34 protein-coding genes are annotated in these 19879 nt (G+C 42.2%); 1 reads left to right on the top strand and 33 read right to left on the bottom strand.

The genetic code is table 11. The features are described from left to right. The first annotated feature begins 18 nt into the window (after positions 1-18). The gene (locus tag ACZ49W_RS00990; RefSeq protein WP_464813484.1) at positions 19-906 is read left to right on the top strand and encodes an RluA family pseudouridine synthase; all 888 of its coding nucleotides are present in this window, start codon (positions 19-21) and stop codon (positions 904-906) included. A 37-nt stretch (positions 907-943) separates the two neighbouring features. On the opposite strand, the gene groL is transcribed toward ACZ49W_RS00990, so the two are convergent. The 33 genes from groL to ACZ49W_RS00825 all read right to left on the bottom strand — a co-directional run bounded on the left by groL (position 944) and on the right by ACZ49W_RS00825 (position 19879). Further along, positions 944-2563 (bottom strand): chaperonin GroEL, encoded by a 1620-nt coding sequence (groL, locus tag ACZ49W_RS00985; RefSeq protein WP_464813483.1) that lies wholly within the window; start codon positions 2561-2563, stop codon positions 944-946. Between the two features lie 11 nt (positions 2564-2574). Further along, positions 2575-2862, bottom strand: coding sequence for a co-chaperone GroES (groES, locus tag ACZ49W_RS00980; protein WP_464813482.1), 288 nt, complete (start codon positions 2860-2862; stop codon positions 2575-2577). Positions 2863-3108: 246 nt separating this feature from the next. Next, complete coding sequence (locus tag ACZ49W_RS00975; protein WP_464813481.1) at positions 3109-3513, bottom strand: single-stranded DNA-binding protein; 405 nt, start codon at positions 3511-3513, stop codon at positions 3109-3111. Positions 3514-3769: 256 nt separating this feature from the next. Further along, a complete protein-coding gene (rplQ, locus tag ACZ49W_RS00970; RefSeq protein ID WP_464813480.1) occupies positions 3770-4156 on the bottom strand; it encodes a 50S ribosomal protein L17 in 387 nt (128 codons plus the stop codon). 12 nt (positions 4157-4168) lie between these two features. Next, the gene (locus tag ACZ49W_RS00965) at positions 4169-5107 is read right to left on the bottom strand and encodes a DNA-directed RNA polymerase subunit alpha (protein ID WP_464813479.1); all 939 of its coding nucleotides are present in this window, start codon (positions 5105-5107) and stop codon (positions 4169-4171) included. A gap of 53 nt (positions 5108-5160) precedes the next feature. Then, positions 5161-5544 carry a 30S ribosomal protein S11 gene (gene rpsK, locus ACZ49W_RS00960; RefSeq protein ID WP_001118385.1) on the bottom strand — a complete coding sequence of 128 codons (384 nt, stop codon included), beginning with the start codon at positions 5542-5544 and terminating at the stop codon, positions 5161-5163. Between the two features lie 17 nt (positions 5545-5561). After that, the gene (rpsM, locus tag ACZ49W_RS00955; protein WP_464813478.1) at positions 5562-5927 is read right to left on the bottom strand and encodes a 30S ribosomal protein S13; all 366 of its coding nucleotides are present in this window, start codon (positions 5925-5927) and stop codon (positions 5562-5564) included. Positions 5928-5945: 18 nt separating this feature from the next. After that, positions 5946-6062, bottom strand: coding sequence for a 50S ribosomal protein L36 (gene rpmJ / locus ACZ49W_RS00950; RefSeq protein ID WP_002959355.1), 117 nt, complete (start codon positions 6060-6062; stop codon positions 5946-5948). Positions 6063-6084: 22 nt separating this feature from the next. Next, positions 6085-6303: a translation initiation factor IF-1 gene (infA, locus tag ACZ49W_RS00945; RefSeq protein ID WP_027974096.1), complete on the bottom strand. Its 219-nt coding sequence runs from the start codon at positions 6301-6303 to the stop codon at positions 6085-6087. Positions 6304-6419: 116 nt separating this feature from the next. Then, positions 6420-7058, bottom strand: coding sequence for an adenylate kinase (locus ACZ49W_RS00940; RefSeq protein WP_464813477.1), 639 nt, complete (start codon positions 7056-7058; stop codon positions 6420-6422). A 133-nt stretch (positions 7059-7191) separates the two neighbouring features. Beyond that, positions 7192-8493 (bottom strand): preprotein translocase subunit SecY, encoded by a 1302-nt coding sequence (gene secY, locus ACZ49W_RS00935; protein ID WP_464813476.1) that lies wholly within the window; start codon positions 8491-8493, stop codon positions 7192-7194. A 16-nt stretch (positions 8494-8509) separates the two neighbouring features. Then, complete coding sequence (rplO, locus tag ACZ49W_RS00930; RefSeq protein ID WP_464813475.1) at positions 8510-8950, bottom strand: 50S ribosomal protein L15; 441 nt, start codon at positions 8948-8950, stop codon at positions 8510-8512. Between the two features lie 122 nt (positions 8951-9072). Next, positions 9073-9255, bottom strand: coding sequence for a 50S ribosomal protein L30 (gene rpmD / locus ACZ49W_RS00925; protein WP_464813474.1), 183 nt, complete (start codon positions 9253-9255; stop codon positions 9073-9075). A gap of 13 nt (positions 9256-9268) precedes the next feature. Further along, complete coding sequence (gene rpsE, locus ACZ49W_RS00920; RefSeq protein ID WP_464813473.1) at positions 9269-9763, bottom strand: 30S ribosomal protein S5; 495 nt, start codon at positions 9761-9763, stop codon at positions 9269-9271. An 18-nt stretch (positions 9764-9781) separates the two neighbouring features. Further along, positions 9782-10138, bottom strand: a complete 357-nt coding sequence (rplR, locus tag ACZ49W_RS00915) for a 50S ribosomal protein L18 (protein WP_464813472.1) — start codon at positions 10136-10138, stop codon at positions 9782-9784. Positions 10139-10237: 99 nt separating this feature from the next. Further along, entirely contained in the window at positions 10238-10774 is a 537-nt protein-coding gene (gene rplF / locus ACZ49W_RS00910) for a 50S ribosomal protein L6 (protein ID WP_464813471.1), read from the bottom strand. A gap of 239 nt (positions 10775-11013) precedes the next feature. After that, positions 11014-11412: a 30S ribosomal protein S8 gene (gene rpsH / locus ACZ49W_RS00905; RefSeq protein WP_464813470.1), complete on the bottom strand. Its 399-nt coding sequence runs from the start codon at positions 11410-11412 to the stop codon at positions 11014-11016. Positions 11413-11643: 231 nt separating this feature from the next. Beyond that, entirely contained in the window at positions 11644-11829 is a 186-nt protein-coding gene (locus ACZ49W_RS00900) for a type Z 30S ribosomal protein S14 (RefSeq protein ID WP_066916713.1), read from the bottom strand. A gap of 16 nt (positions 11830-11845) precedes the next feature. Continuing rightward, positions 11846-12388, bottom strand: coding sequence for a 50S ribosomal protein L5 (rplE, locus tag ACZ49W_RS00895; RefSeq protein ID WP_464813469.1), 543 nt, complete (start codon positions 12386-12388; stop codon positions 11846-11848). A gap of 23 nt (positions 12389-12411) precedes the next feature. Continuing rightward, a complete protein-coding gene (rplX, locus tag ACZ49W_RS00890) occupies positions 12412-12717 on the bottom strand; it encodes a 50S ribosomal protein L24 (protein ID WP_464813468.1) in 306 nt (101 codons plus the stop codon). Between the two features lie 71 nt (positions 12718-12788). Continuing rightward, positions 12789-13157 carry a 50S ribosomal protein L14 gene (gene rplN / locus ACZ49W_RS00885; RefSeq protein ID WP_464813467.1) on the bottom strand — a complete coding sequence of 123 codons (369 nt, stop codon included), beginning with the start codon at positions 13155-13157 and terminating at the stop codon, positions 12789-12791. A 24-nt stretch (positions 13158-13181) separates the two neighbouring features. After that, positions 13182-13442 carry a 30S ribosomal protein S17 gene (gene rpsQ / locus ACZ49W_RS00880; RefSeq protein WP_464813466.1) on the bottom strand — a complete coding sequence of 87 codons (261 nt, stop codon included), beginning with the start codon at positions 13440-13442 and terminating at the stop codon, positions 13182-13184. Between the two features lie 23 nt (positions 13443-13465). After that, a complete protein-coding gene (gene rpmC, locus ACZ49W_RS00875; RefSeq protein WP_057491578.1) occupies positions 13466-13672 on the bottom strand; it encodes a 50S ribosomal protein L29 in 207 nt (68 codons plus the stop codon). Between the two features lie 9 nt (positions 13673-13681). Next, complete coding sequence (rplP, locus tag ACZ49W_RS00870; RefSeq protein ID WP_068989818.1) at positions 13682-14095, bottom strand: 50S ribosomal protein L16; 414 nt, start codon at positions 14093-14095, stop codon at positions 13682-13684. Between the two features lie 3 nt (positions 14096-14098). After that, entirely contained in the window at positions 14099-14752 is a 654-nt protein-coding gene (gene rpsC, locus ACZ49W_RS00865; RefSeq protein ID WP_464813465.1) for a 30S ribosomal protein S3, read from the bottom strand. A gap of 12 nt (positions 14753-14764) precedes the next feature. Next, the gene (gene rplV, locus ACZ49W_RS00860; protein WP_464813464.1) at positions 14765-15109 is read right to left on the bottom strand and encodes a 50S ribosomal protein L22; all 345 of its coding nucleotides are present in this window, start codon (positions 15107-15109) and stop codon (positions 14765-14767) included. A 15-nt stretch (positions 15110-15124) separates the two neighbouring features. Then, entirely contained in the window at positions 15125-15406 is a 282-nt protein-coding gene (gene rpsS, locus ACZ49W_RS00855) for a 30S ribosomal protein S19 (protein WP_018166201.1), read from the bottom strand. Between the two features lie 107 nt (positions 15407-15513). After that, complete coding sequence (gene rplB, locus ACZ49W_RS00850; protein WP_464813463.1) at positions 15514-16347, bottom strand: 50S ribosomal protein L2; 834 nt, start codon at positions 16345-16347, stop codon at positions 15514-15516. 17 nt (positions 16348-16364) lie between these two features. Then, positions 16365-16664 carry a 50S ribosomal protein L23 gene (locus tag ACZ49W_RS00845; RefSeq protein ID WP_464813462.1) on the bottom strand — a complete coding sequence of 100 codons (300 nt, stop codon included), beginning with the start codon at positions 16662-16664 and terminating at the stop codon, positions 16365-16367. Next, positions 16664-17287 (bottom strand): 50S ribosomal protein L4, encoded by a 624-nt coding sequence (gene rplD, locus ACZ49W_RS00840; RefSeq protein WP_464813461.1) that lies wholly within the window; start codon positions 17285-17287, stop codon positions 16664-16666. The genes ACZ49W_RS00845 and rplD overlap by 1 nt, the downstream gene beginning before the upstream one ends. A 25-nt stretch (positions 17288-17312) precedes the next feature. Next, positions 17313-17939, bottom strand: coding sequence for a 50S ribosomal protein L3 (gene rplC, locus ACZ49W_RS00835; RefSeq protein WP_464813460.1), 627 nt, complete (start codon positions 17937-17939; stop codon positions 17313-17315). A gap of 115 nt (positions 17940-18054) precedes the next feature. Beyond that, positions 18055-18363, bottom strand: a complete 309-nt coding sequence (gene rpsJ, locus ACZ49W_RS00830) for a 30S ribosomal protein S10 (RefSeq protein ID WP_380425348.1) — start codon at positions 18361-18363, stop codon at positions 18055-18057. A gap of 241 nt (positions 18364-18604) precedes the next feature. Beyond that, positions 18605-19879, bottom strand: coding sequence for an MATE family efflux transporter (locus tag ACZ49W_RS00825; RefSeq protein ID WP_464813459.1), 1275 nt, complete (start codon positions 19877-19879; stop codon positions 18605-18607).

Genomic DNA, 19879 nt, shown 5'->3' with positions numbered 1-19879 from the left:
AGATGGTATAATAGAACTATGGTATTTCACGTGACATTTCAAAATCCCTTTGACCAACTCAGTGTCAAAGAACTTTTAGAGGACAAACTCCTTATCCCTCGGAAAATTAGGCATTTTCTGCGCATCAAAAAGCACCTCCTCATCAATGGAGAAACCGTCCACTGGCAAACTTTGGTTAAGAAAGGGGATATGATTTCTCTTACCTTTGACGAGGAAACCTACCCTCAAAAAAGCCTACCTTTTGGTCATCCTAAACTAGTGGAGGTCATCTATGAGGACGACCACCTCATCATCGTTAACAAGCCAGAAGGTATGAAGACCCACGGCAATCATCCAAATGAGATTGCCCTCTTAAATCATGTTAGTGCCCACACTCAAGCTCCTTGCTACGTGGTTCATCGACTGGATAAGGAAACCAGTGGTCTGGTTCTATTTGCTAAAAATCCCTTTATCCTACCCATTCTCAATCGCCTTCTTGAAGACAAGCACATCAAACGCAGCTACTGGGCTTTGGTGGAGGGAGTTGCATCCAAACAAGTCACCTACCGAGAACCTATCGGTAGACATCGGCATGACCGCAGAAAGCGTGTGGTGGATAAAAAGAAAGGACAAAAAGCCATCACCCATATCCAGCGCCTCAAAACTTTTGGGTCTCTTAGCCTCGTCAACTGCCAACTCGAAACAGGACGCACCCATCAAATCAGGGTACACCTCTCCCATCATGGTCACCCTATTCTTGGTGACCCCCTCTACCAAGACAAGGACAATCAGTCACGTCTCATGCTCCATGCCCACCGATTAGAGTTAACTCATCCGCTCACACGAGAAAACATTAGCGTTAGCGCCAAATCCCCTACTTTTGAGCAAGAACTGTCTAAAATATCATCAAAAATCGAAACAAGATAAAAACGAGTTTGGAAATCTCCAAACTCGTTTTTTAGGTTTACATCATCATGGATGGGTCCATACCAGGCATAGCTGGAGCGCTAGCTGGTTCTGGCTGATTGGCTACAACAGCCTCAGTCGTCAAGATAAGGCTAGCTACAGAAGCGGCATTTTGAAGGGCTGAACGACTAACCTTAACAGGGTCAATAATGCCTGTTTCAACCATATCTACCCACTCACCTGTTGCAGCATTAAATCCTGTCCCCACAGGACTATTTTTAAGACGGTCAATCACCACAGATCCTTCGTAACCAGCATTGAGAGCAATTTGACGAACCGGCTCTTCTAAGGCACGCAAGACAATGTTGCGTCCTGTCGCTTCATCACCTGCCAACTCAAGAGCTGCCACTTGCTTCATGACATTGACAAAGGCTGTTCCTCCACCTGAGACGATACCTTCTTCCACTGCTGCGCGTGTGGCATTTAGAGCATCTTCAATGCGGAGTTTCATCTCTTTTAGCTCCGTTTCGGTCGCTGCACCTACCTTGATCACCGCTACTCCGCCAGATAATTTAGCAAGACGTTCTTGGAGTTTTTCGCGGTCAAACTCAGAGGTCGTGCTGTCGATTTGAGACTTGATGACATTGATACGGTTCTGGATTGTTTCTTGACGACCAGACCCTTCGACGATAACAGTACTATCCTTATCCACTGTCACACGAGCGGCTTGTCCGAGTTGAGCCATGGTCGCATCTTTCAAATCAAGACCGAGGTCATCGGTAATGACTGTCCCACCTGTCAAAATAGCGATATCTTCAAGCATAGCTTTACGACGATCCCCAAAACCAGGAGCTTTGACCGCAACGACATTGAAAGTACCGCGAATCTTGTTCAAGACAAGGGTCGGAAGAGCTTCTCCATCCACATCATCCGCAATGATTAGCAAAGGACGGCTAGTTTTCAAGACTTCTTCCAAGAGAGGCAAAACATCTTGGATATTTGAAATCTTCTTGTCCGTGATAAGGAGGAGAGGATTTTCCAAATCAGCTGTCATTTTTTCGTTGTCCGTCACCATGTATTGTGAGAGGTAACCACGGTCAAACTGCATCCCTTCAACCACGTCAAGTTCTGTTTCCATGCCACGAGACTCTTCAATGGTGATGACCCCGTCCTTACCAACCTTTTCCATGGCTTCACTGATATACTCGCCCACTTTTTCAGAACGAGACGACACAGCAGCGACCTGAGCGATAGCCTCTTTGTTGGCAACAGGTTCCGCAATAGCTTTCAAGGCATCCACAGCTGCACTCACAGCTAACTCAATCCCGCGACGAATACCGATAGGGTTGGCACCAGCTGTCACGTTTTTAAGACCTTCACGCACGATAGCTTGAGTCAAAACTGTTGCCGTCGTTGTGCCGTCACCTGCGATGTCATTGGTCTTAGAGGCTACTTCTGAGACCAATTTTGCCCCCATATTTTCAAAATGATCTTCTAACTCGATTTCTTTGGCAATCGTCACCCCATCATTGGTAATGAGAGGAGAACCAAAAGCCTTCTCAAGCACGACATTGCGTCCCTTAGGACCAAGGGTTACTTTCACGGTATCTGCTAAAATATCCACACCACGCACCATACTGGTACGTGCATCTGATGAAAATTTAATCTCTTTTGCCATCTCTTTTCTCCTTATTCCTCTACAATCGCTAAAATATCAGCTTCACGCACAATCAAGAGGTCTTCCCCTTCTTCTTTGAAGGATAAGCCTGTCATTGGTTCCAACAAAACGGCTTGACCCACCTTGACACTCGGTGCAATCAAATCACCATTTAGGGTCCGTGGTCCATCTCCAACTGCGACAACTTTAGCCTTTTTAGGTTTATCTTCATGCTTTGTCGCAAGGACAAAACCGCCGATACTTTCTTCTTTTTCTTCTACTAAACTGACGACCACACGGTCACCTAAGGGTTTTAACATACGAGACCTCCATTTGTTTCTAGCACTCTATATCATCGAGTGCTAATTTATATTACTATTTTACCATTTAGTCAAAAATAGTCAAGAGAAAAATAAACATTTTTGAAAAACAAAATGCTAACTTTCCCCATGAGATAAAAAGAGTTTGAAACGGTATTGGTTTCAAACTCTTTTTATAGCCTGTATTCACATTGTATTAAAAAAACTAACCTTAGATGCGAGCAGCTTAAACATAAGCTCTTGCTTCTAGAAAGGGAGATCCTCACCCCTCAACAAAGCATCATGATCTTCTTTAAAATATTTGGTAATATGATTTTCACGAAGGGCGCGTTGCGCTTTGCTTTCGAGCAACTGATAGCTCAAAGCTAGCACTTCCGTTTTATACCTTACTTGACCATCTTTTTCATAACGATGTGTCCGCAATTCTCCTTCAAATGAAATCAAGCTCCCCTTATTTCCATAACTCGCTAGGCTTTCTGCCACTTTTCCCCAGGCAACCACTCTGATAAAATCAGCCTGACGCTCTCCGTTAACCATTTTATAACGACGGTTAACAGCAACAGGAACTCGTGTCACCGTCTTATCATTCGCTGTTTTGGTCATCTCAGGGTCACTCGCTAATCGACCAATCAATACAACTCTATTTAACATGTTTATTTCCTCCTACATCTATCTATTCGTAAAAGAAATGGATTTTAGAAGAAAAAATAAAAAATTTTTATTGAAACTCAAAAAACGCTCGCTTACGAAATATTCTTTCCTCTAAGGAAGATTTCGTAAACAAGCGTAATCGCCTATCATCAATATGATGAGTGTTACCGCTGGAAAAATCCAGCGGCAGACCAGAGCTAGACTAAGAGACACCTGTCTCCATCATCATAACACTCAACAAAATTGATAAAAATAATTATACTAACTCAATGATAGCCATTGGTGCAGCATCACCACGGCGTGGTTCTGTTTTGATGATACGAGTGTATCCACCGTTACGTTCTGCATAACGTGGCGCAATCTCAGAAAAAAGTTTTTGAAGCGCAGTTGTTGCAGAGTATTTTCCTGTTTCTTCGTCGAATTGTTCAGATGCGATTTCGTTACGAACGAATGCTGCTGCTTGACGACGAGCATGCAAATCACCACGTTTACCAAGAGTGATCATTTTTTCAACAGTTTTACGGATTTCTTTAGCGCGAGCTTCAGTTGTTACGATTGATTCGTTAATGAGCAAGTCAGTTGTCAAATCACGCAACATTGCTTTACGTTGTGAACTGGTACGTCCTAATTTACGGTAAGCCATTTCTTCCTCCTTTTATTTATCGTTTCTAAGTCCCAATCCAAGTTCGGTCAATTTCAACTTGACTTCCTCAAGACTCTTACGTCCGAGGTTGCGAACTTTCATCATTTCAGGCTCAGATTTTTCAGTCAAATCAAGCACAGTATTGATTCCTGCACGTTTCAAACAGTTGTAAGAACGAACAGAGAGATCCAATTCTTCAATCGTCCGATCGAGAACTTGTTCATCATTTGATTTTTCTGCTTCCTTCATGACTTCTGTTGTGAGAGCAACCTCAGTCAGATTTGTGAAGAGATTCAAATGCTCCATCAATACGCGTGCTGATAGCCCAAGGGCATCTTCCGGAATAATTGTTCCGTTAGTCATAATTTCAATGGTTAACTTGTCAAAGCCATCATTACTTCCCACACGGGCAGGCTCAACTTGGTAATTAACCTTTTTCACTGGGGTGTAAATCGAATCCACCGCTAGTGTTCCAATCGGCGCATTATCTTTTTTATTGTTTTCAGCTGGGATATAACCACGATTGGTAGCAATCGTCATCTCAGCCTTGAAGGTCGCCCCTTCTGCAATGGTAAAGAGATAATGATCTGGGTTGACAATTTCGACATCACTATCGGTTAGGATGTCACCTGCTGTTACTGTTGCAGGACCAACCACATCAAGTGCAATCACTTTTTCGTCTTGGACGTAAGATTTTACAGCTAATCCTTTGACATTAAGGATAATTTGCATCACATCTTCTCTAACGCCAGGCACTGTATCAAACTCATGCAACACACCATCAATCTTGATAGATGTTACGGCAGCTCCTGGTAAAGAAGACAAAAGTACACGACGAAGAGAGTTTCCTAAAGTCGTACCATAACCACGTTCTAATGGTTCGATGACAAACTTGCCGTAATCTTTATTTTCATCAATTTTTGTTATTATTGGTTTTTCAAACTCAATCATTTCTATACTCCCTCGACAAACGACTCTTGTGCACTAATATTTAGTTGGAATGATTACACACGACGACGTTTTGGAGGACGAGCACCGTTATGTGGCACAGGAGTCACATCACGAATAGCCGTAACTTCAAGACCTGCTGCTGCAAGCGCACGAATAGCAGACTCACGACCTGAACCAGGACCTTTAACAGTTACTTCAACGGATTTAAGACCATGTTCTTGAGCGGATTTAGCAGCTGCTTCTGAAGCCATTTGAGCGGCGAATGGTGTTGATTTACGAGAACCTTTAAAGCCTAGAGCACCAGCTGAAGACCATGCAATCGCGTTACCATGCACATCTGTAATCATAACAATAGTGTTATTGAATGTAGCGTGAATATGAGCAATACCAGATTCGATATTTTTCTTCACACGACGTTTACGTGTTGGTTTAGCCAATTTATTTACCTCCTATGTTATTTTTTCTTACCTGCAATAGCAACGGCTTTCCCTTTACGAGTACGCGCATTGTTCTTCGTGTTTTGTCCACGAACAGGTAATCCACGACGATGACGGATACCACGGTATGAACCGATTTCCATCAAACGTTTGATGTTAAGGTTAACTTCACGACGAAGATCACCTTCAACTTTGATAGCATCTACTTCACGACGGATTGCATCTTCTTGATCAGATGTCAAGTCTTTGACACGCACGTCTTCTGAAATGCCTGCAGCCTTCAAGATCTTTTTAGATGTTGCAAGACCGATACCGTAAACATAAGTTAATGAAATGACTACACGTTTATCATTTGGAATATCAACTCCAGCAATACGAGCCATGTTTTCTCCTTTCTATTTCTATCCTTGACGTTGTTTGTGTTTTGGATTTGACGGGCAAATCACCATAACACGGCCGTTACGACGAATAACTTTGCAGTATTCGCAAATTGGTTTAACCGATGGTCTTACCTTCATTTTAATTCCTCCAATTTTTTCGTTATTTAAAGCGGTATGTGATACGTCCACGTGTCAAATCATAAGGACTCAACTCAACCGTTACCCGATCTCCGACCAAAATACGGATGTAGTTCTTACGGATCTTTCCTGAAACAGTTGCTAAAACCTGATGTCCATTTTCCAATTCAACAGTAAACATCGCATTTGGCATGGTTTCGACAACCTTGCCTTCAATTTCAATCACATCTTCTTTTGCCACGCAAAAGTACCCCCTAAATTTCGATTCAATCCTCTTCTAACGAGAGGTAACAATTATAAGTCAGACTATACTAGTTTATCACTACTTGTCAAATATTGCAAGTAGAATATCTCGTTTTACTTTAAATTTGTTAAAACTTTTTTAATGTCTTCGCTCACTTGTGCAATCTCTTGATTCCCATTAATCTCATGAACCAATCCAGCCATACGGTAGTATTCTAAAATAGGTGCACTTTGAGCGATGTTGACTTCCAAACGGCGTTTCACCGCTTCTGGCTTATCATCTTCACGTTGATAGTAGTCTTCTTCCTTGTAATCAACCGGTGGATTAAAGACCTTGTGGTAAGTCGCTCCTGTTTCTTTATGGATGATACGACCGCTCAAACGTTCCAAAAGAGAATCTGGGTTCACTTCAATAGCTACAACCCCATCAAGAGAGAGTTCAAGGGAAGTCAAGATTTGATCTAAGGCTTCAGCTTGCTCAATGGTTCTTGGAAATCCATCCAAGAGGAAGCCTTTTTCTCTTACGTCTAGCTTAGCCAAGCGATCTTTGACAATGCCGTTCGTCACTTCATCTGGCACAAGATTGCCTTGGTCCATGTAAGATTTGGCAAGTTTTCCCATCTCTGTCTCATTAGCAATCGCTTCTCTAAACATATCTCCTGTTGAAATATGAATCAAACCAAATTCTTCAACAATCTTAGCCGCCTGTGTCCCCTTACCAGCTCCCGGTAAGCCCATGATTAAAAGATTCATGACAATCTCCTTTTTTTGTTTTTAAATGAAAATAAGAGTTTCTCTCCTACCCTCATTCAAAAACAAAATAGAAAGGGAGAAAGACTCCCTTACTTTCCAATAAATTGGTACTTTGTTTTTGTGTTTACGTTCTTTAATTTTCAGTGTTGATAAAGCCAACATACTTACGCTTCAATAAGTAACCTTCTAGCTGCTTCATGCCATCAATACCAGTTGAGATTAGGATCAAAAGACTGGTACCACCAAGTGCAACCGTTGAAGATAAGCCAAAGTAATGTTGAGCTGCAATAGGCGCAAGTGAGATTACCGCTAGGAATACCGCACCAATCGTTGCCAAGCGTTTCAAAAGAGCAGACAAGTATTTCTCTGTATCAGGACCAGGTCTGACACCTAAAATATAAGCTGAACTCTTTTGAAGGTTTTCTGATGTTTTTTCTGGATTAACTTGTACAAAGGTATAGAAGAATGAGAACAAGATAATCAAGACTGCATAAACCACCATCCCAACAGGTGTTCTAAAATCAAATAACATCTGAAGGGTATCTAACCAAGGAATACCACGCCCACCTAAGAAAGGTAAGATGGTACTTGGAAGAGTGGTGATGGAGCTTGCAAAGATAACTGGAATAACCCCAGCTGGGTTAACCTTTAGCGGTAGGTATGAGCTAGATGATGCTCCTTGTGCCAATTTCGTGTATTGAATCGGAATTTTGTATTCTGCTTGTTGGACGAAGGTCGTAAAGAAGATGACAATCAGAACTGCCAAAATCAAAATCCCAACAAAAACGAGAGATTGCGTCATTTGACTTGGTCTGATATTGACAAAGTAATCTTCATAGACCGATGCAATCGCAGATGGAATAGAAGAAATGATCCCTGCAAAGATGATCATGGAAACCCCGTTTCCATATCCTTTATCTGAAATCTGATCTCCCAACCACGTCACGATCACACTTCCTGCTGTCAAGATACTTCCAATCAATAGGAAAGTTTGGAGATTAGGCGATTTTACCAAAATCGCTCCAGATATCGCGTTAAATCCTGCTGTAATCCCGATGGATTGCAAGAAAGCAATCACAAGCGAGATATATCTGGTGGCTTGATTTAGTTTCCGCCGTCCGACTTCCCCTTGTTTTCCCCATTCCACAAACTTAGGTACAATATCCATCTGCAAGAGCTGGACAATGATAGAGGCCGTGATATAAGGGCTGACCCCCATGGAGAAGACCGAGAAGTTTCTAAGGGCATTCCCACTGACCAAGTTAAAGAGATTTAAGAAAGGTAAATCGCTTAAGCGCGCCAAACTTTCAGCATTGATCCCTGGGACTGTAATATGTGTTCCAACACGAAAAACAAAGATGATAAAGATCGTAAACAGAATTTTTTTACGAACCGTTTTGACTCGTAAAGCATCCTTGAGTAACTTAAAGAACATAAGAGGTCCTCCTCAATTAGATGACTTCGATTGAACCACCTTTAGCAGTAATAGCTGCTTCAGCAGATTTTGAGAATTTAGCTGCTTTGACAGTCAATTTTTTAGTCAATTCTCCGTTACCAAGAACCTTAACGCCTGATTTTTCAGCACGAACGATACCAGCTTCTTTAAGAACAACTGGTGTTACTTCTGTACCATCTTCAAAAACGTTTAATTGATCAAGATTTACAAGAGCGTATTCTTTTTTGTTGATGTTAGTAAATCCACGTTTTGGCAAACGACGGAAGAGCGGAGTTTGTCCACCTTCAAAACCTAGACGTACGCCACCACCGCTACGCGCTTTTTGACCTTTTTGACCACGTCCAGATGTTTTACCATTACCTGATGAGGTACCACGACCAACACGGTTACGAGTTTTACGAGAACCTTCTGCAGGTTTAAGTTCATGAAGTTTCATTTATTTTTTCTCCTTTTAATCTATGCTAGCGCTGATAAGTAGGGAAGGAACCCTACTCTCAACTCGCTGTTTTTATCTAGTTGAAGCCGCAAAGACTGGTCCTTGCGACTTCTTTATCGTTATTAGTTCACCTCTTCAACTGTAACGAGGTGTGATACGGTATTGATCATACCGCGGATAGCTGGGGTATCTTCTTTAACCACTGAACTGTTTAATTTGCCAAGTCCAAGAGCAACAACAGTTTTGCGTTGTGCTGGGATGCGTCCGATTGGAGACTTAGTCAAAGTAATTTTAAGTTGAGACATCATTTCTCCTTTCTTATGCCAAATCAGAAACTGAAATGCCACGAAGCGCAGCGACTTCATCTGCACGTTTCAATTGTTTCAAACCTTCAACTGTTGCGCGAACGATGTTGATTGGTGTGTTTGAACCAAGTGATTTAGATGTAATATCTGCAATACCAGCAAGCTCGACAACGGCACGAACTGCACCACCTGCAGCAACTCCGGCACCCTCTACGGCTGGCTTCATGAGAACGCGCGCTCCACCAAATTCAGAGTGCACTTCATGAGGAATTGTTGTACCAACCATTGGGACCTCAATCAAGTTTTTCTTAGCATCTTCAATCGCTTTACGGATTGCTTCTGGTACTTCTTGTGCTTTACCTGTACCAAAACCAACGTGACCGTTACGGTCTCCTACGACAACAAGAGCTGCAAAGCGAAGACGACGTCCACCTTTAACAACTTTTGTAACGCGGTTAATCGCAACTACGCGTTCTTCAAGTTCTTGTACATTTTCATTAAATGCCATTATTAAGTGTCCTCCCTATTAGAATTTCAATCCATTTTCACGAGCTGCGTCAGCGAGAGCTTTCACACGTCCGTGATAGAGATATCCACCGCGGTCAAACACCACTTCAGAAATACCTTTAGCAACTGCACGTTCAGCCACTAATTGACCAACAACACGAGCTTGTTCTGTTTTTGTTCCTTTTGGAACAGCCTTATCAAGAGTTGATGCACTTGCGAGCGTTACACCCGCTACGTCATCAATTACTTGAGCGTAGATGCCTGTATTAGAACGAAAAACGTTCAAACGTGGGCGATCAGCAGTTCCAGAGAGTTTACCGCGAACGCGTTTGTGGCGTTTTAGACGGATTTTATTTTTATCTGGTTTCGAAATCACAATTTTCACCTCTTAATATACTTTTGCTAGTTTAAAAACTAGAGCAGGATGGCTCTTGAAGGACTTAGGAAAAAGCCTTTCAAATCACCAAACCAAACATTATTTACCAGTCTTACCTTCTTTACGGCGAACAAATTCACCAACGTAACGAATTCCTTTACCTTTATATGGTTCAGGTGAACGAAGGCTACGGATGTAAGCTGCTGTTTGACCAACAACTTCTTTGTTTGTTCCCAAAACGTTGATTGTTGTTGGGGTTGGCACTTCAAAAGTAATGCCTGCTGGTGCTTCAACCTCATCTTGGTGAGATTTACCAACAGAAAGAACCAATTTTGTTCCTTGAAGTTGCGCACGGTAACCGACCCCGCGCATTTCAAGTTCTTTCTTAAATCCTTCAGATACACCGACTACCATGTTGTTAAGGTTAGCACGAGTTGTACCGTGGATGGTTTTCATTTCTTTTGAATCATTTGGACGGTGAAGGGTTACTTCGTTACCTTCAACGCGAATTTCGATGTTCTTGTCAAAGCTACGAGTCAATTCACCCTTAGGTCCTTTTACTGTAACCACATTGTCATTGTTAGTGAGTTCAACACCAGCAGGCAATGTGATGATTTTATTACCAATACGTGACATTTTTTATATTTCTCCTGTTAGATTGTCAAGCCACAAATGTGACGAGTTTTCACGGGGATGATAAGATACTAAGCTATTTTTCGCATAAGCGAATTGCCTAATATCTTAAATAACTGAAGTTCGAAGCTAACTTCCTTTGAAAAGAGACTCCACTTTCTATGATGTAAGCATCCGTCGAAAGTCTCCCCAATCTTCTTTGGAAGTTTTTGCCTACGGCAAATCGCTTCTCACATCTTCAATTACCAAACGTAAGCAATCACTTCTCCACCAACGTTCTTTTGACGTGCTTCTTTGTCTGTCAAAAGACCTTCTGATGTAGAGATGATAGCAATTCCAAGTCCGTTAAGAACTTTAGGAATATCTTCACGTTTTGAATAAACACGAAGACCTGGTTTAGAAACACGTTTCAAGTTTGTGATAACACGCTCACCATTAGCACCGTATTTCAAGAAAACACGGATAATACCTTGCTTGTCATCTTCAATCACTTCAACGTTTTTCACAAAACCTTCACGTTTAAGGATTTCAGCAATCCCTTTTTTGATGTTTGATGCAGGTACTTCAAGCACATCGTGTTTCGCTTGGTTAGCGTTACGAATGCGTGTCAAAAAGTCTGCAATAGGGTCAGTCATAACCATTTTATTTTTCTCCTCTTACTAGTAGTTTGAAAACTTCACTTGCTAGTTAATATAAGATACTAAACCACGGTTCACTCTAGCGAAACGCAACTCATATCTTAAAACATTGAGTTCGAAGCTAACTTCCTTTGAAAATAGACTCAACTTTCTATGATGCACGCATCCATCGAAAGTTTCCCTAATTTTCCTTGGAAGTTTTTGCCTACGGCAAATCACTTCTCACATCTTAGCTTACCAAGAAGCTTTAGTAACGCCTGGGATTTGTCCCTTGTAAGCCAAATCACGGAAGCAAATACGGCAAAGTTTAAACTTGCGGTAAACTGAGTGTGGACGACCACAACGTTCACAACGAGTGTAAGCTTGCGTAGAGAACTTCGCTGGGCGTTTGTTCTTAGCAATCATTGATTTTTTAGCCAAATTACTTACCTCCTAATTATTTTGCAAAAGGCATTCCAAGGCCTTTAAGCAATTCACGTGATTCTTCGTCAGTATTCGCTGTTGTGACGATAACAATGTCAAGACCACGAACCTTATCCACATCATCAAAGCTAATTTCTGGGAAAATCAATTGTTCTTTGATACCAAGTGTGTAGTTTCCGCGTCCATCAAATGATTTGTTTGGAACACCATGGAAGTCACGCACACGTGGAAGAGAAACAGATACCAATTTATCCAAGAATTCGTACATACGTTCACCACGAAGGGTTACTTTTGCACCGATCGCTACCCCTTCACGAAGACGGAAGCCGGCGATAGATTTCTTAGCTTTAGTGATCAATGGTTTTTGACCTGAAATAAGAGCTAATTCTGCTGCTGCTTTTTCAAGATTTTTAGCGTTGGATACGGCATCACCAACACCCATGTTAAGAACGATCTTATCCACTTTTGGGACAGCCATAACAGAAGAATAGTTGAACTTTTCTGTCAAAGCAGGAATAACTTCGTTAAGATATTTTTCTTTTAAGCGATTTGCCATGTTACTTCTCCTTTCCTTCGTGATTAATCAAGCAATTCGCCTGATTTTTTGTTGTAGCGTACTTTTTTGCCATCAACAAATTTGTAACCAACACGTCCTGCAACACCGTTCTTATCAAGAACTTGAACGTTAGACACATGGATTGGTGCTTCTTTTTCTACGATAGCACCTTGAGGGTATTCATTGTTAGGTTTTTGGTGTTTCTTGATCATTGCAACACCTTCAACAACGACTTTATTTACTTTTGGAAGTGCTTTAAGAACAACAGCTTCAACGCCTTTGTCCTTACCAGCAATTACGCGAACTTTATCGCCTTTTTTGACAAACATGTTTTCTCCTTTGATTTCTTACGCCTCTAAGAGGCACCCTGCCTTAGGGCAGGGGACTATACGTTTGTTTCTTACAATACTTCTGGTGCAAGTGACACGATCTTCATGTAACCACCCTCACGAAGTTCGCGAGCTACTGGGCCAAAGATACGTGTTCCACGAGGTGTTTTGTCCTCACGGATGATAACAGCTGCGTTGTCATCAAATTTGATGTAAGAACCGTCTGGACGGCGAGCACCTGATTTGGTACGAACTACAACAGCTTTGACAACATCACCTTTTTTAACAGCTCCACCAGGTGTTGCTTGTTTAACAGATGCAACGATAACGTCGCCGATGTTAGCGAATTTACGTCCTGAACCACCAAGAACTTTGATGGTCAAGATTTCACGGGCACCGCTATTATCAGCAACTTTTAAGCGAGTTTCTTGTTGAATCATTAAAGTTGTCTCCTTTTAGTTTGATTAGATAATAACAGCTTCTTCCACAACTTCTACCAAACGAAAACGTTTAGTAGCTGAAAGCGGACGAGTTTCCATGATACGAACGATGTCGCCAGTTTTAGCAACGTTGTTTTCGTCATGTGCTTTGTATTTTTTAGAGTAGTTAATACGTTTACCATAGACTGGGTGGTTACGTTTTGTTTCAACTACAACTGTGATGGTTTTGTCCATTTTGTCAGACACAACACGTCCAACAAGAACTTTACGATTATTGCGTTCCATTGAAATACTCCTTTCCCAATCTATTATTTCATTTCAGATTGCACGGTCTTCACACGAGCAATTTGTTTTTTCACTTCGTTCAAACGAGCAGTTTGATCAAGTTGACCTGCTGCAGCTTGGAAACGAAGATCAAACAATTCTTTTTTGAGTTCGTTTTCTTTTTTAGCAAGCTCTTCTTGAGACAAGCCACGAAGCTCTTTAACAAAATCTTTAATTTCTTGAAGTTTCATGTCTTCTCCTTATTCTGCTTCACGTTTCACGAATTTGCATTTTACTGGCAACTTGTGGCTAGCAAGACGAAGAGCTTCGCGTGCGATTTCTTCAGAAACGCCTGCAACCTCAAACATCACTTTACCACGTTTAACTGGTGCTACCCAACCTTCAGGTGCCCCTTTACCAGATCCCATCCGTACCCCGATAGCTTTAGCGGTGTATGATTTATGTGGGAAGATTTTAATCCAAACTTTACCACCACGTTTCATGTAACGGGTCATAGCGATACGGGCAGCTTCGATTTGGCGGTTAGTAATCCAGTGACTTGTTGTCGCTTGAAGACCGTATTCACCAAAATCTACTTGTTTACCACCTTTAGCTTCACCACGCATTTTTCCACGAAACTCACGACGGTGTTTAACACGTTTAGGTACTAACATTTGTTATTCGCCTCCTTTAGTGTTTTTACGAGCTGGGAGGACTTCACCACGGTAGATCCATACTTTAACACCAAGTTTACCGTAGGTAGTGTCTGCTTCTTCCCAAGCATAGTCGATATCCGCACGAAGCGTATGAAGTGGAACAGTTCCTTCTGAGTATCCTTCGCTACGAGCGATATCAGCACCATTCAAACGACCAGATACTTGGGTTTTGATTCCTTTAGCACCTGCACGCATAGCGCGTTGGATGGCTTGTTTTTGAGCACGGCGGAAAGCAACACGTTGCTCTAATTGACGAGCGATGCCTTCACCAACAAGATGTGCATCAAGATCAGGTTGTTTGATTTCAATGATGTTGATGTGAACTTGTTTGCCAGTTAATTTGTTGAGTTGTGCACGAAGTGTATCAACGTTCGCTCCGCCTTTACCGATAACCATACCTGGTTTAGCAGTATGGATAGAAACGATAACACGGTTAACAGCACGTTCGATTTCGATGGTTGAAACAGAAGCGTCTGCCAATTCTTTGTTGATCAACTTACGGATTGCTAAATCTTCATGAAGGTAATCCGCGTATTCTTTTTCAGCATACCATTTCGCATCCCAGTCACGGATGATTCCGACACGCATACCAATTGGATGTACTTTTTGACCCACGATGTTACCTCCTTATTTTTCTGTCACAACCACAGTGATGTGAGTTGTGCGTTTGTTGATTGGTGAAGCTGAACCTTTTGCACGTGGACGGAAACGTTTAAGGGTTGGTCCTTCGTTTGCAAATGTTTCAGATACTACCAAGTTAGCTTTTTCCAAACCAAAGTTATTTTCTGCATTGGCGATAGCTGACATCAAAGTCTTTTCAACAATGCGAGCTGCTTTGTTTGGCGTGAATTTCAAGATTGCGATTGCATCAGCAACGTTTTTCCCGCGAACGAGATCAAGAACAAGACGTGTTTTACGAGGTGAAACACGGACTGTACGAGCTGTTGCTTTAGCTGAAGTAATTTCTGCCATAGTCTCCTCCTCTTATTATCTACGACGTGTTTTCTTGTCGTCTGCTGCGTGACCTTTGTAAGTACGAGTTGGTGCAAATTCACCAAGTTTGTGACCTACCATGTCTTCTTGGATGTAAACTGGTACGTGTTTACGTCCGTCATAAACTGCAATTGTGTAGCCGATAAAGCTTGGGAAAATCGTTGAACGACGTGACCAAGTTTTAATGACTTTTTTCTTTTCATCGTTAGCTTGAGCTTCAACTTTTTTCATCAAATGCTCATCGACGAAAGGTCCTTTTTTAAGACTGCGTCCCATTTTATGTCTTTCTCCTTTAAAATATGTACCACAGCGGCTTGAAAGAAGAAATGATGTCGCATTTCTATCTTTCTACCGAGCTGGCGGATAATGCTAGCAAAAACAGATTACTTCTCGTTACGACGACGAACGATAAGTTTGTTTGATTTTGCTTTCTTGTTACGTGTTTTAAGTCCAAGCGCTGGTTTACCCCACGGAGTAGATGGCGCTTTACGACCAACTGGTGCTTTACCTTCACCACCACCGTGTGGGTGATCGTTAGGGTTCATAACAGAACCGCGGACAGTTGGGCGAACACCCTTCCAACGGTTACGTCCAGCTTTACCAAGGTTTACAAGGCTTTGTTGCTCGTTACCAACTGTACCAACAGTCGCACGGCAAGCACCAAGGATCATACGCACTTCACCTGATTGAAGACGAACGAGCGTGTATTTTCCTTCTTGACCAAGAACTTGGGCAGATGCACCAGCAGCACGAACCAACTCTCCACCTTTACCTGGTTTCAACTCGATGTTGTGCACCACAGTACCAACTGGGATGTTAGCAAGTGGAAGTGCGTTACCAACCTTGATGTCGGCATCTGGACCTGAAACGATACGCATACCAACTTCAAGACCTTTTGGTGCAATGATGTATGCTTTCACACCATCTGTGTAGTGAACAAGAGCGATGTTAGCTGTACGGTTTGGATCGTACTCGATTGTTTTAACGATTGCTTCTACACCATCTTTGTTACGCTTGAAGTCAATCAAACGATAGTGACGTTTGTGTCCGCCACCTTGGTGACGAACAGTGATACGACCGTTGTTGTTACGACCTGCTTTGCTCTTTAGTGGAGCGAGCAAAGATTTTTCAGGTGTACTTGTTGTGATTTCAGCGAAATCCAAAGAAGTCATGTTACGACGGCCATTTGTCGTTGGTTTATAAACTTTAATACCCACCTTATTTCCTCCTTAGATTATTCAGCTTCTGGTGCAGCAAACAATTCAATTGCTTTAGAATCAGCTGTAAGCGTGATGATTGCTTTTTTCGTTTTGCTTGTAAAACCAACATAACGTCCAACACGTTTTTGTTTTGGTTTTACGTTAACAGTGCGAACACTCGCTACCTTAACACCATCAAAGGCTGCTTCAACAGCTTGTTTGATCAACAATTTGTGTGCGCGAGTATCTACTTCAAAAGTGTATTTGCCTGCTTCAAGTGCAAGCATAGACTTTTCTGTGATTACAGGCTTTTTAATGACATCATACAAATTCATTATGCAAGAACCTCCTCAATAGTAGAGATTGCTTCTTTTGTCACAAGAAGTTTATCTGCGTTTACAATATCAAGTACACTTGCAGTTGTTGCAGTAGCAACAGTGACATTTGGAAGGTTGCGAGCTGAAAGTGCTGCAAATTCATTGCCTGCCTCAACGATGACAAGGACTTTTTTGTCGATACCAAGAGCTGAAAGGACTTTTGCAAATTCAGCTGTTTTTGGTGCTGCAAATGAAAGAGCGTCAACTGCTACAAATTTATCTTCAGCAACTTTTGCTGAGTAAACTGATTTAAGTGCTAAACGACGCATTTTTTGTGGCAATTTGTAGGCGTATGAACGCGGAGTTGGTCCAAAGACAACACCACCACCACGCCATTGTGGTGAGCGAATAGAACCTTGACGTGCACGTCCAGTTCCTTTTTGGCGCCATGGTTTGCGGCCACCACCTGATACTGCTGCACGGTTTTTTACTGCGCTTGTACCTTGGCGAAGGCTAGCACGTTGGCTAATAACCACTTCAAAGACCACAGATTCGTTTGGTTCAATCCCGAAGACTGCATCGTTCAACTCAACTGTGCTGACTTCTTTACCAGTTTGGTCAAATAGTTTTACGTTTGCCATGTTAACTGATTTCCCCTTTCCTTAATTATTTAGCAGCTTTAACTGCTGATTTGATGGTGATAAGAGATTTCTTAGCACCTGGTACGTTACCTTTGATAAGGATAACATTTTTCTCTGGGATAACTTGAACGATTTCAAGATTTTGAATCGTTACGCGGTTACCTCCCATGCGTCCTGCCAAATGTTTGTTTTTGAACACACGGTTAGGCGCAACAGGTCCCATAGAACCTGGACGACGATGGTAACGAGAACCGTGAGCCATAGGTCCACGAGATTGTCCGTGGCGTTTGATCACACCTTGGAAACCTTTACCTTTTGATGTCCCGGTTACATCAACGATATCTCCAGCTTCGAATGTTTCAACAGTGATTTCTGAACCAACTTCTAAGCCTTCGATGTTTTTAAATTCACGAATGAAGCGCTTAGGAGCTGTGTTTGCTTTTGCAACATGGCCTTTGGCAGGTTTGTTACTCAAGACTTCACGTTTGTCATCAAAACCAACTTGAGTGGCGTTGTAGCCGTCTGTTTCAACGGTTTTCACTTGAAGAACCACGTTTGGAGTTGCTTCAATGACAGTGACAGGGATAAATTCACCTGATTCAGTGAAGATTTGAGTCATTCCCACTTTTTTCCCTAAGATTCCTTTTGTCATGAGAAAATAATTCCTTTACTTTATTTTTTACTAAAAAGTTTTTAACGAGCGTTTTTCATGCTCTCATTTGAGAGGTCAATCTAGCTTATCACTAAATCGCTCTCCTACATCCTTATTACAGTTTGATTTCGACGTTAACACCACTTGGAAGGTCCAACTTCATCAAAGCATCAACTGTTTTTTGAGTTGGGTTGATGATGTCGATCAAGCGTTTGTGTGTACGCATCTCAAATTGTTCACGAGAATCTTTGTACTTGTGCGTTGCACGGATAATCGTGTAAAGGCTACGTTCAGTTGGAAGTGGAACTGGTCCAGCTACTGTTGCGCCTGTGCGAGTTGCAGTTTCTACAATTTTTGATGCCGCTGTGTCAAGTGTACGGTGTTCGTATGCTTTCAAACGGATACGGATTTTTTTATTTGCCATCTTTTCTCCTCTCGTCTATTTACGATAATAGGCTAGCTCCTCAAGAAAACCGAGCACCTGATTGCGTGGCAATGCAACCGAGCGTGTCGCAACCTCTTGTATCATAGCTAAAGCTGTTCTTTTTACAGCACCATATTAGAATACCATACTAAACAAGAGAATGCAAGGAATTTATTTGATTTTGTTCAAAAAAGTTGAACAAATAAGATTCCTAACAAAAAAGAACCTAAATCTAGGTTCTTCACTTAATATAAGCTCTTGCTTTAATTGAAAGAAACAGCCATCTAAAACCATTATCCAAAAGGGTAGCCATCCAGATCCCCGATAAGCCAAAATGATAGACCACCCCCAAAGCATAGCCTACTCCAATGCGAATTCCCCACATCCCTATCATAGTGGCATAGAAAGGGAAATGGGCTCGGTTAATGGCTTGAAAAAAACTAGTGTAGATCAAAACACCCGCAGTAATGGGAGCTCCTATTAGGGAGTAAAAGAGGACAACCCACGCGGACTGGACGACCTCTCCTTGCTGGGTAAAAAGACCAATCAAAAGATGACCACTCATAAAGACTAGACCGCTGGCAAACAGCATCCAGCACGTTGCCATGGCATAGGATTTGCGCATGAGGAGTGAAAAATCAGTCGTCCTGCCACTTCCTTTAGCTCTAGCGAACAAAATCAGACTCGCTGTGGCGACACTCATCCCCGGAAGATAATTGAATTGGATAAGGGTTTCTCCAATCGCATTTCCTGCAACAGCACTTGTGCCTAAAAATAAGACCAAGGCAATGACCACAACATCGCCCAAGCGCATCATAAGGCGCTCACCGGCAGTAGGGAGAGCTAAGCGTAAAAAATCATGCTCAAAAAGAGAAGAATAAGTCAATTGTTGGATTGAAAATCCTAGTTTTTTCCATAAAATCACGACCCCAACCAAACGTGAGACAACAGTCGCTATCGCCACGCCAACCAAGCCAGTATTCCAAACAAAAATCGCTAAACTAGCTAAAACGCCATTTAAAACGTTAGTCAAAAGACTTATCCACATGGGAAAGCGTGACTGTCCCTTGGCACGCAGAATCGCTCCAAGACTAGTGGTTAACCCAAGAAGAATAATACTACCACCAACAAAGGCTAGATAAATGTCAGCTGCCTGCGCGACGCTTCCTTTGGCACCCAGCTGATGCACTAAAAATCGACCAAAACCAAGAGACAAAGCACCCAAAACAAGGCCAACCAGACCTGTCCAAAGCAACCCCTGACTGAGCACCCGCCTGAGACGGTCTTTTTGCTCCTTTCCAAGATGAGCTGCAACTAGGCTTGACAAGGCGCCACCTAACGCAATAAAGATCGCCTGATACACGCTGATAATGGTTCCTGCAATGGAAACACCTGAAACAGCCGCAAGCCCAAGAACAGCGACCAAATAGTTATCCACCACCGTCATCAAGGCTTGCAGCAACTGTTCCAGCAGAGCAGGAAAAGCAATTTGTCTCAGCTCCTTTTTTTCTCCCAT

Source organism: Streptococcus sp. STR1/CE/0325, from assembly GCF_055386095.1.
The sequence above is the reverse complement of the archived record's forward strand: the minus strand, read 5'-3'. Positions and strand labels throughout refer to the sequence as shown.

Bases quoted from the DNA above. Each gene is read 5' to 3' on its own strand.
- ACZ49W_RS00990 (WP_464813484.1), top strand. From the start codon at position 19: ATGGTATTTCACGTGACATTTCAAAATCCCTTTGACCAACTCAGTGTC.
- groL (WP_464813483.1), bottom strand. From the start codon at position 2,563: ATGGCAAAAGAGATTAAATTTTCATCAGATGCACGTACCAGTATGGTG.
- groES (WP_464813482.1), bottom strand. From the start codon at position 2,862: ATGTTAAAACCCTTAGGTGACCGTGTGGTCGTCAGTTTAGTAGAAGAA.
- ACZ49W_RS00975 (WP_464813481.1), bottom strand. From the start codon at position 3,513: ATGTTAAATAGAGTTGTATTGATTGGTCGATTAGCGAGTGACCCTGAG.
- rplQ (WP_464813480.1), bottom strand. From the start codon at position 4,156: ATGGCTTACCGTAAATTAGGACGTACCAGTTCACAACGTAAAGCAATG.
- ACZ49W_RS00965 (WP_464813479.1), bottom strand. From the start codon at position 5,107: ATGATTGAGTTTGAAAAACCAATAATAACAAAAATTGATGAAAATAAA.
- rpsM (WP_464813478.1), bottom strand. From the start codon at position 5,927: ATGGCTCGTATTGCTGGAGTTGATATTCCAAATGATAAACGTGTAGTC.
- rpmJ (WP_002959355.1), bottom strand. From the start codon at position 6,062: ATGAAGGTAAGACCATCGGTTAAACCAATTTGCGAATACTGCAAAGTT.
- ACZ49W_RS00940 (WP_464813477.1), bottom strand. From the start codon at position 7,058: ATGAATCTTTTAATCATGGGCTTACCGGGAGCTGGTAAGGGGACACAG.
- secY (WP_464813476.1), bottom strand. From the start codon at position 8,493: ATGTTCTTTAAGTTACTCAAGGATGCTTTACGAGTCAAAACGGTTCGT.
- rplO (WP_464813475.1), bottom strand. From the start codon at position 8,950: ATGAAACTTCATGAACTTAAACCTGCAGAAGGTTCTCGTAAAACTCGT.
- rpmD (WP_464813474.1), bottom strand. From the start codon at position 9,255: ATGTCTCAACTTAAAATTACTTTGACTAAGTCTCCAATCGGACGCATC.
- rpsE (WP_464813473.1), bottom strand. From the start codon at position 9,763: ATGGCATTTAATGAAAATGTACAAGAACTTGAAGAACGCGTAGTTGCG.
- rplF (WP_464813471.1), bottom strand. From the start codon at position 10,774: ATGTCACGTATTGGTAATAAAATCATCACATTGCCTGCTGGTGTTGAA.
- rpsH (WP_464813470.1), bottom strand. From the start codon at position 11,412: ATGGTTATGACTGACCCTATTGCAGACTTTTTGACACGCATTCGTAAC.
- rplE (WP_464813469.1), bottom strand. From the start codon at position 12,388: ATGGCAAATCGCTTAAAAGAAAAATATCTTAACGAAGTTATTCCTGCT.
- rplX (WP_464813468.1), bottom strand. From the start codon at position 12,717: ATGTTTGTCAAAAAAGGCGATAAAGTTCGCGTAATTGCTGGTAAGGAC.
- rplN (WP_464813467.1), bottom strand. From the start codon at position 13,157: ATGATTCAACAAGAAACTCGCTTAAAAGTTGCTGATAATAGCGGTGCC.
- rpsQ (WP_464813466.1), bottom strand. From the start codon at position 13,442: ATGGAACGCAATAATCGTAAAGTTCTTGTTGGACGTGTTGTGTCTGAC.
- rpmC (WP_057491578.1), bottom strand. From the start codon at position 13,672: ATGAAACTTCAAGAAATTAAAGATTTTGTTAAAGAGCTTCGTGGCTTG.
- rplP (WP_068989818.1), bottom strand. From the start codon at position 14,095: ATGTTAGTACCTAAACGTGTTAAACACCGTCGTGAGTTTCGTGGAAAA.
- rplV (WP_464813464.1), bottom strand. From the start codon at position 15,109: ATGGCAGAAATTACTTCAGCTAAAGCAACAGCTCGTACAGTCCGTGTT.
- rpsS (WP_018166201.1), bottom strand. From the start codon at position 15,406: ATGGGACGCAGTCTTAAAAAAGGACCTTTCGTCGATGAGCATTTGATG.
- ACZ49W_RS00845 (WP_464813462.1), bottom strand. From the start codon at position 16,664: ATGAATTTGTATGATGTCATTAAAAAGCCTGTAATCACAGAAAAGTCT.
- rplD (WP_464813461.1), bottom strand. From the start codon at position 17,287: ATGGCAAACGTAAAACTATTTGACCAAACTGGTAAAGAAGTCAGCACA.
- rplC (WP_464813460.1), bottom strand. From the start codon at position 17,939: ATGACAAAAGGAATCTTAGGGAAAAAAGTGGGAATGACTCAAATCTTC.
- rpsJ (WP_380425348.1), bottom strand. From the start codon at position 18,363: ATGGCAAATAAAAAAATCCGTATCCGTTTGAAAGCATACGAACACCGT.
- ACZ49W_RS00825 (WP_464813459.1), bottom strand. From the start codon at position 19,879: ATGGGAGAAAAAAAGGAGCTGAGACAAATTGCTTTTCCTGCTCTGCTG.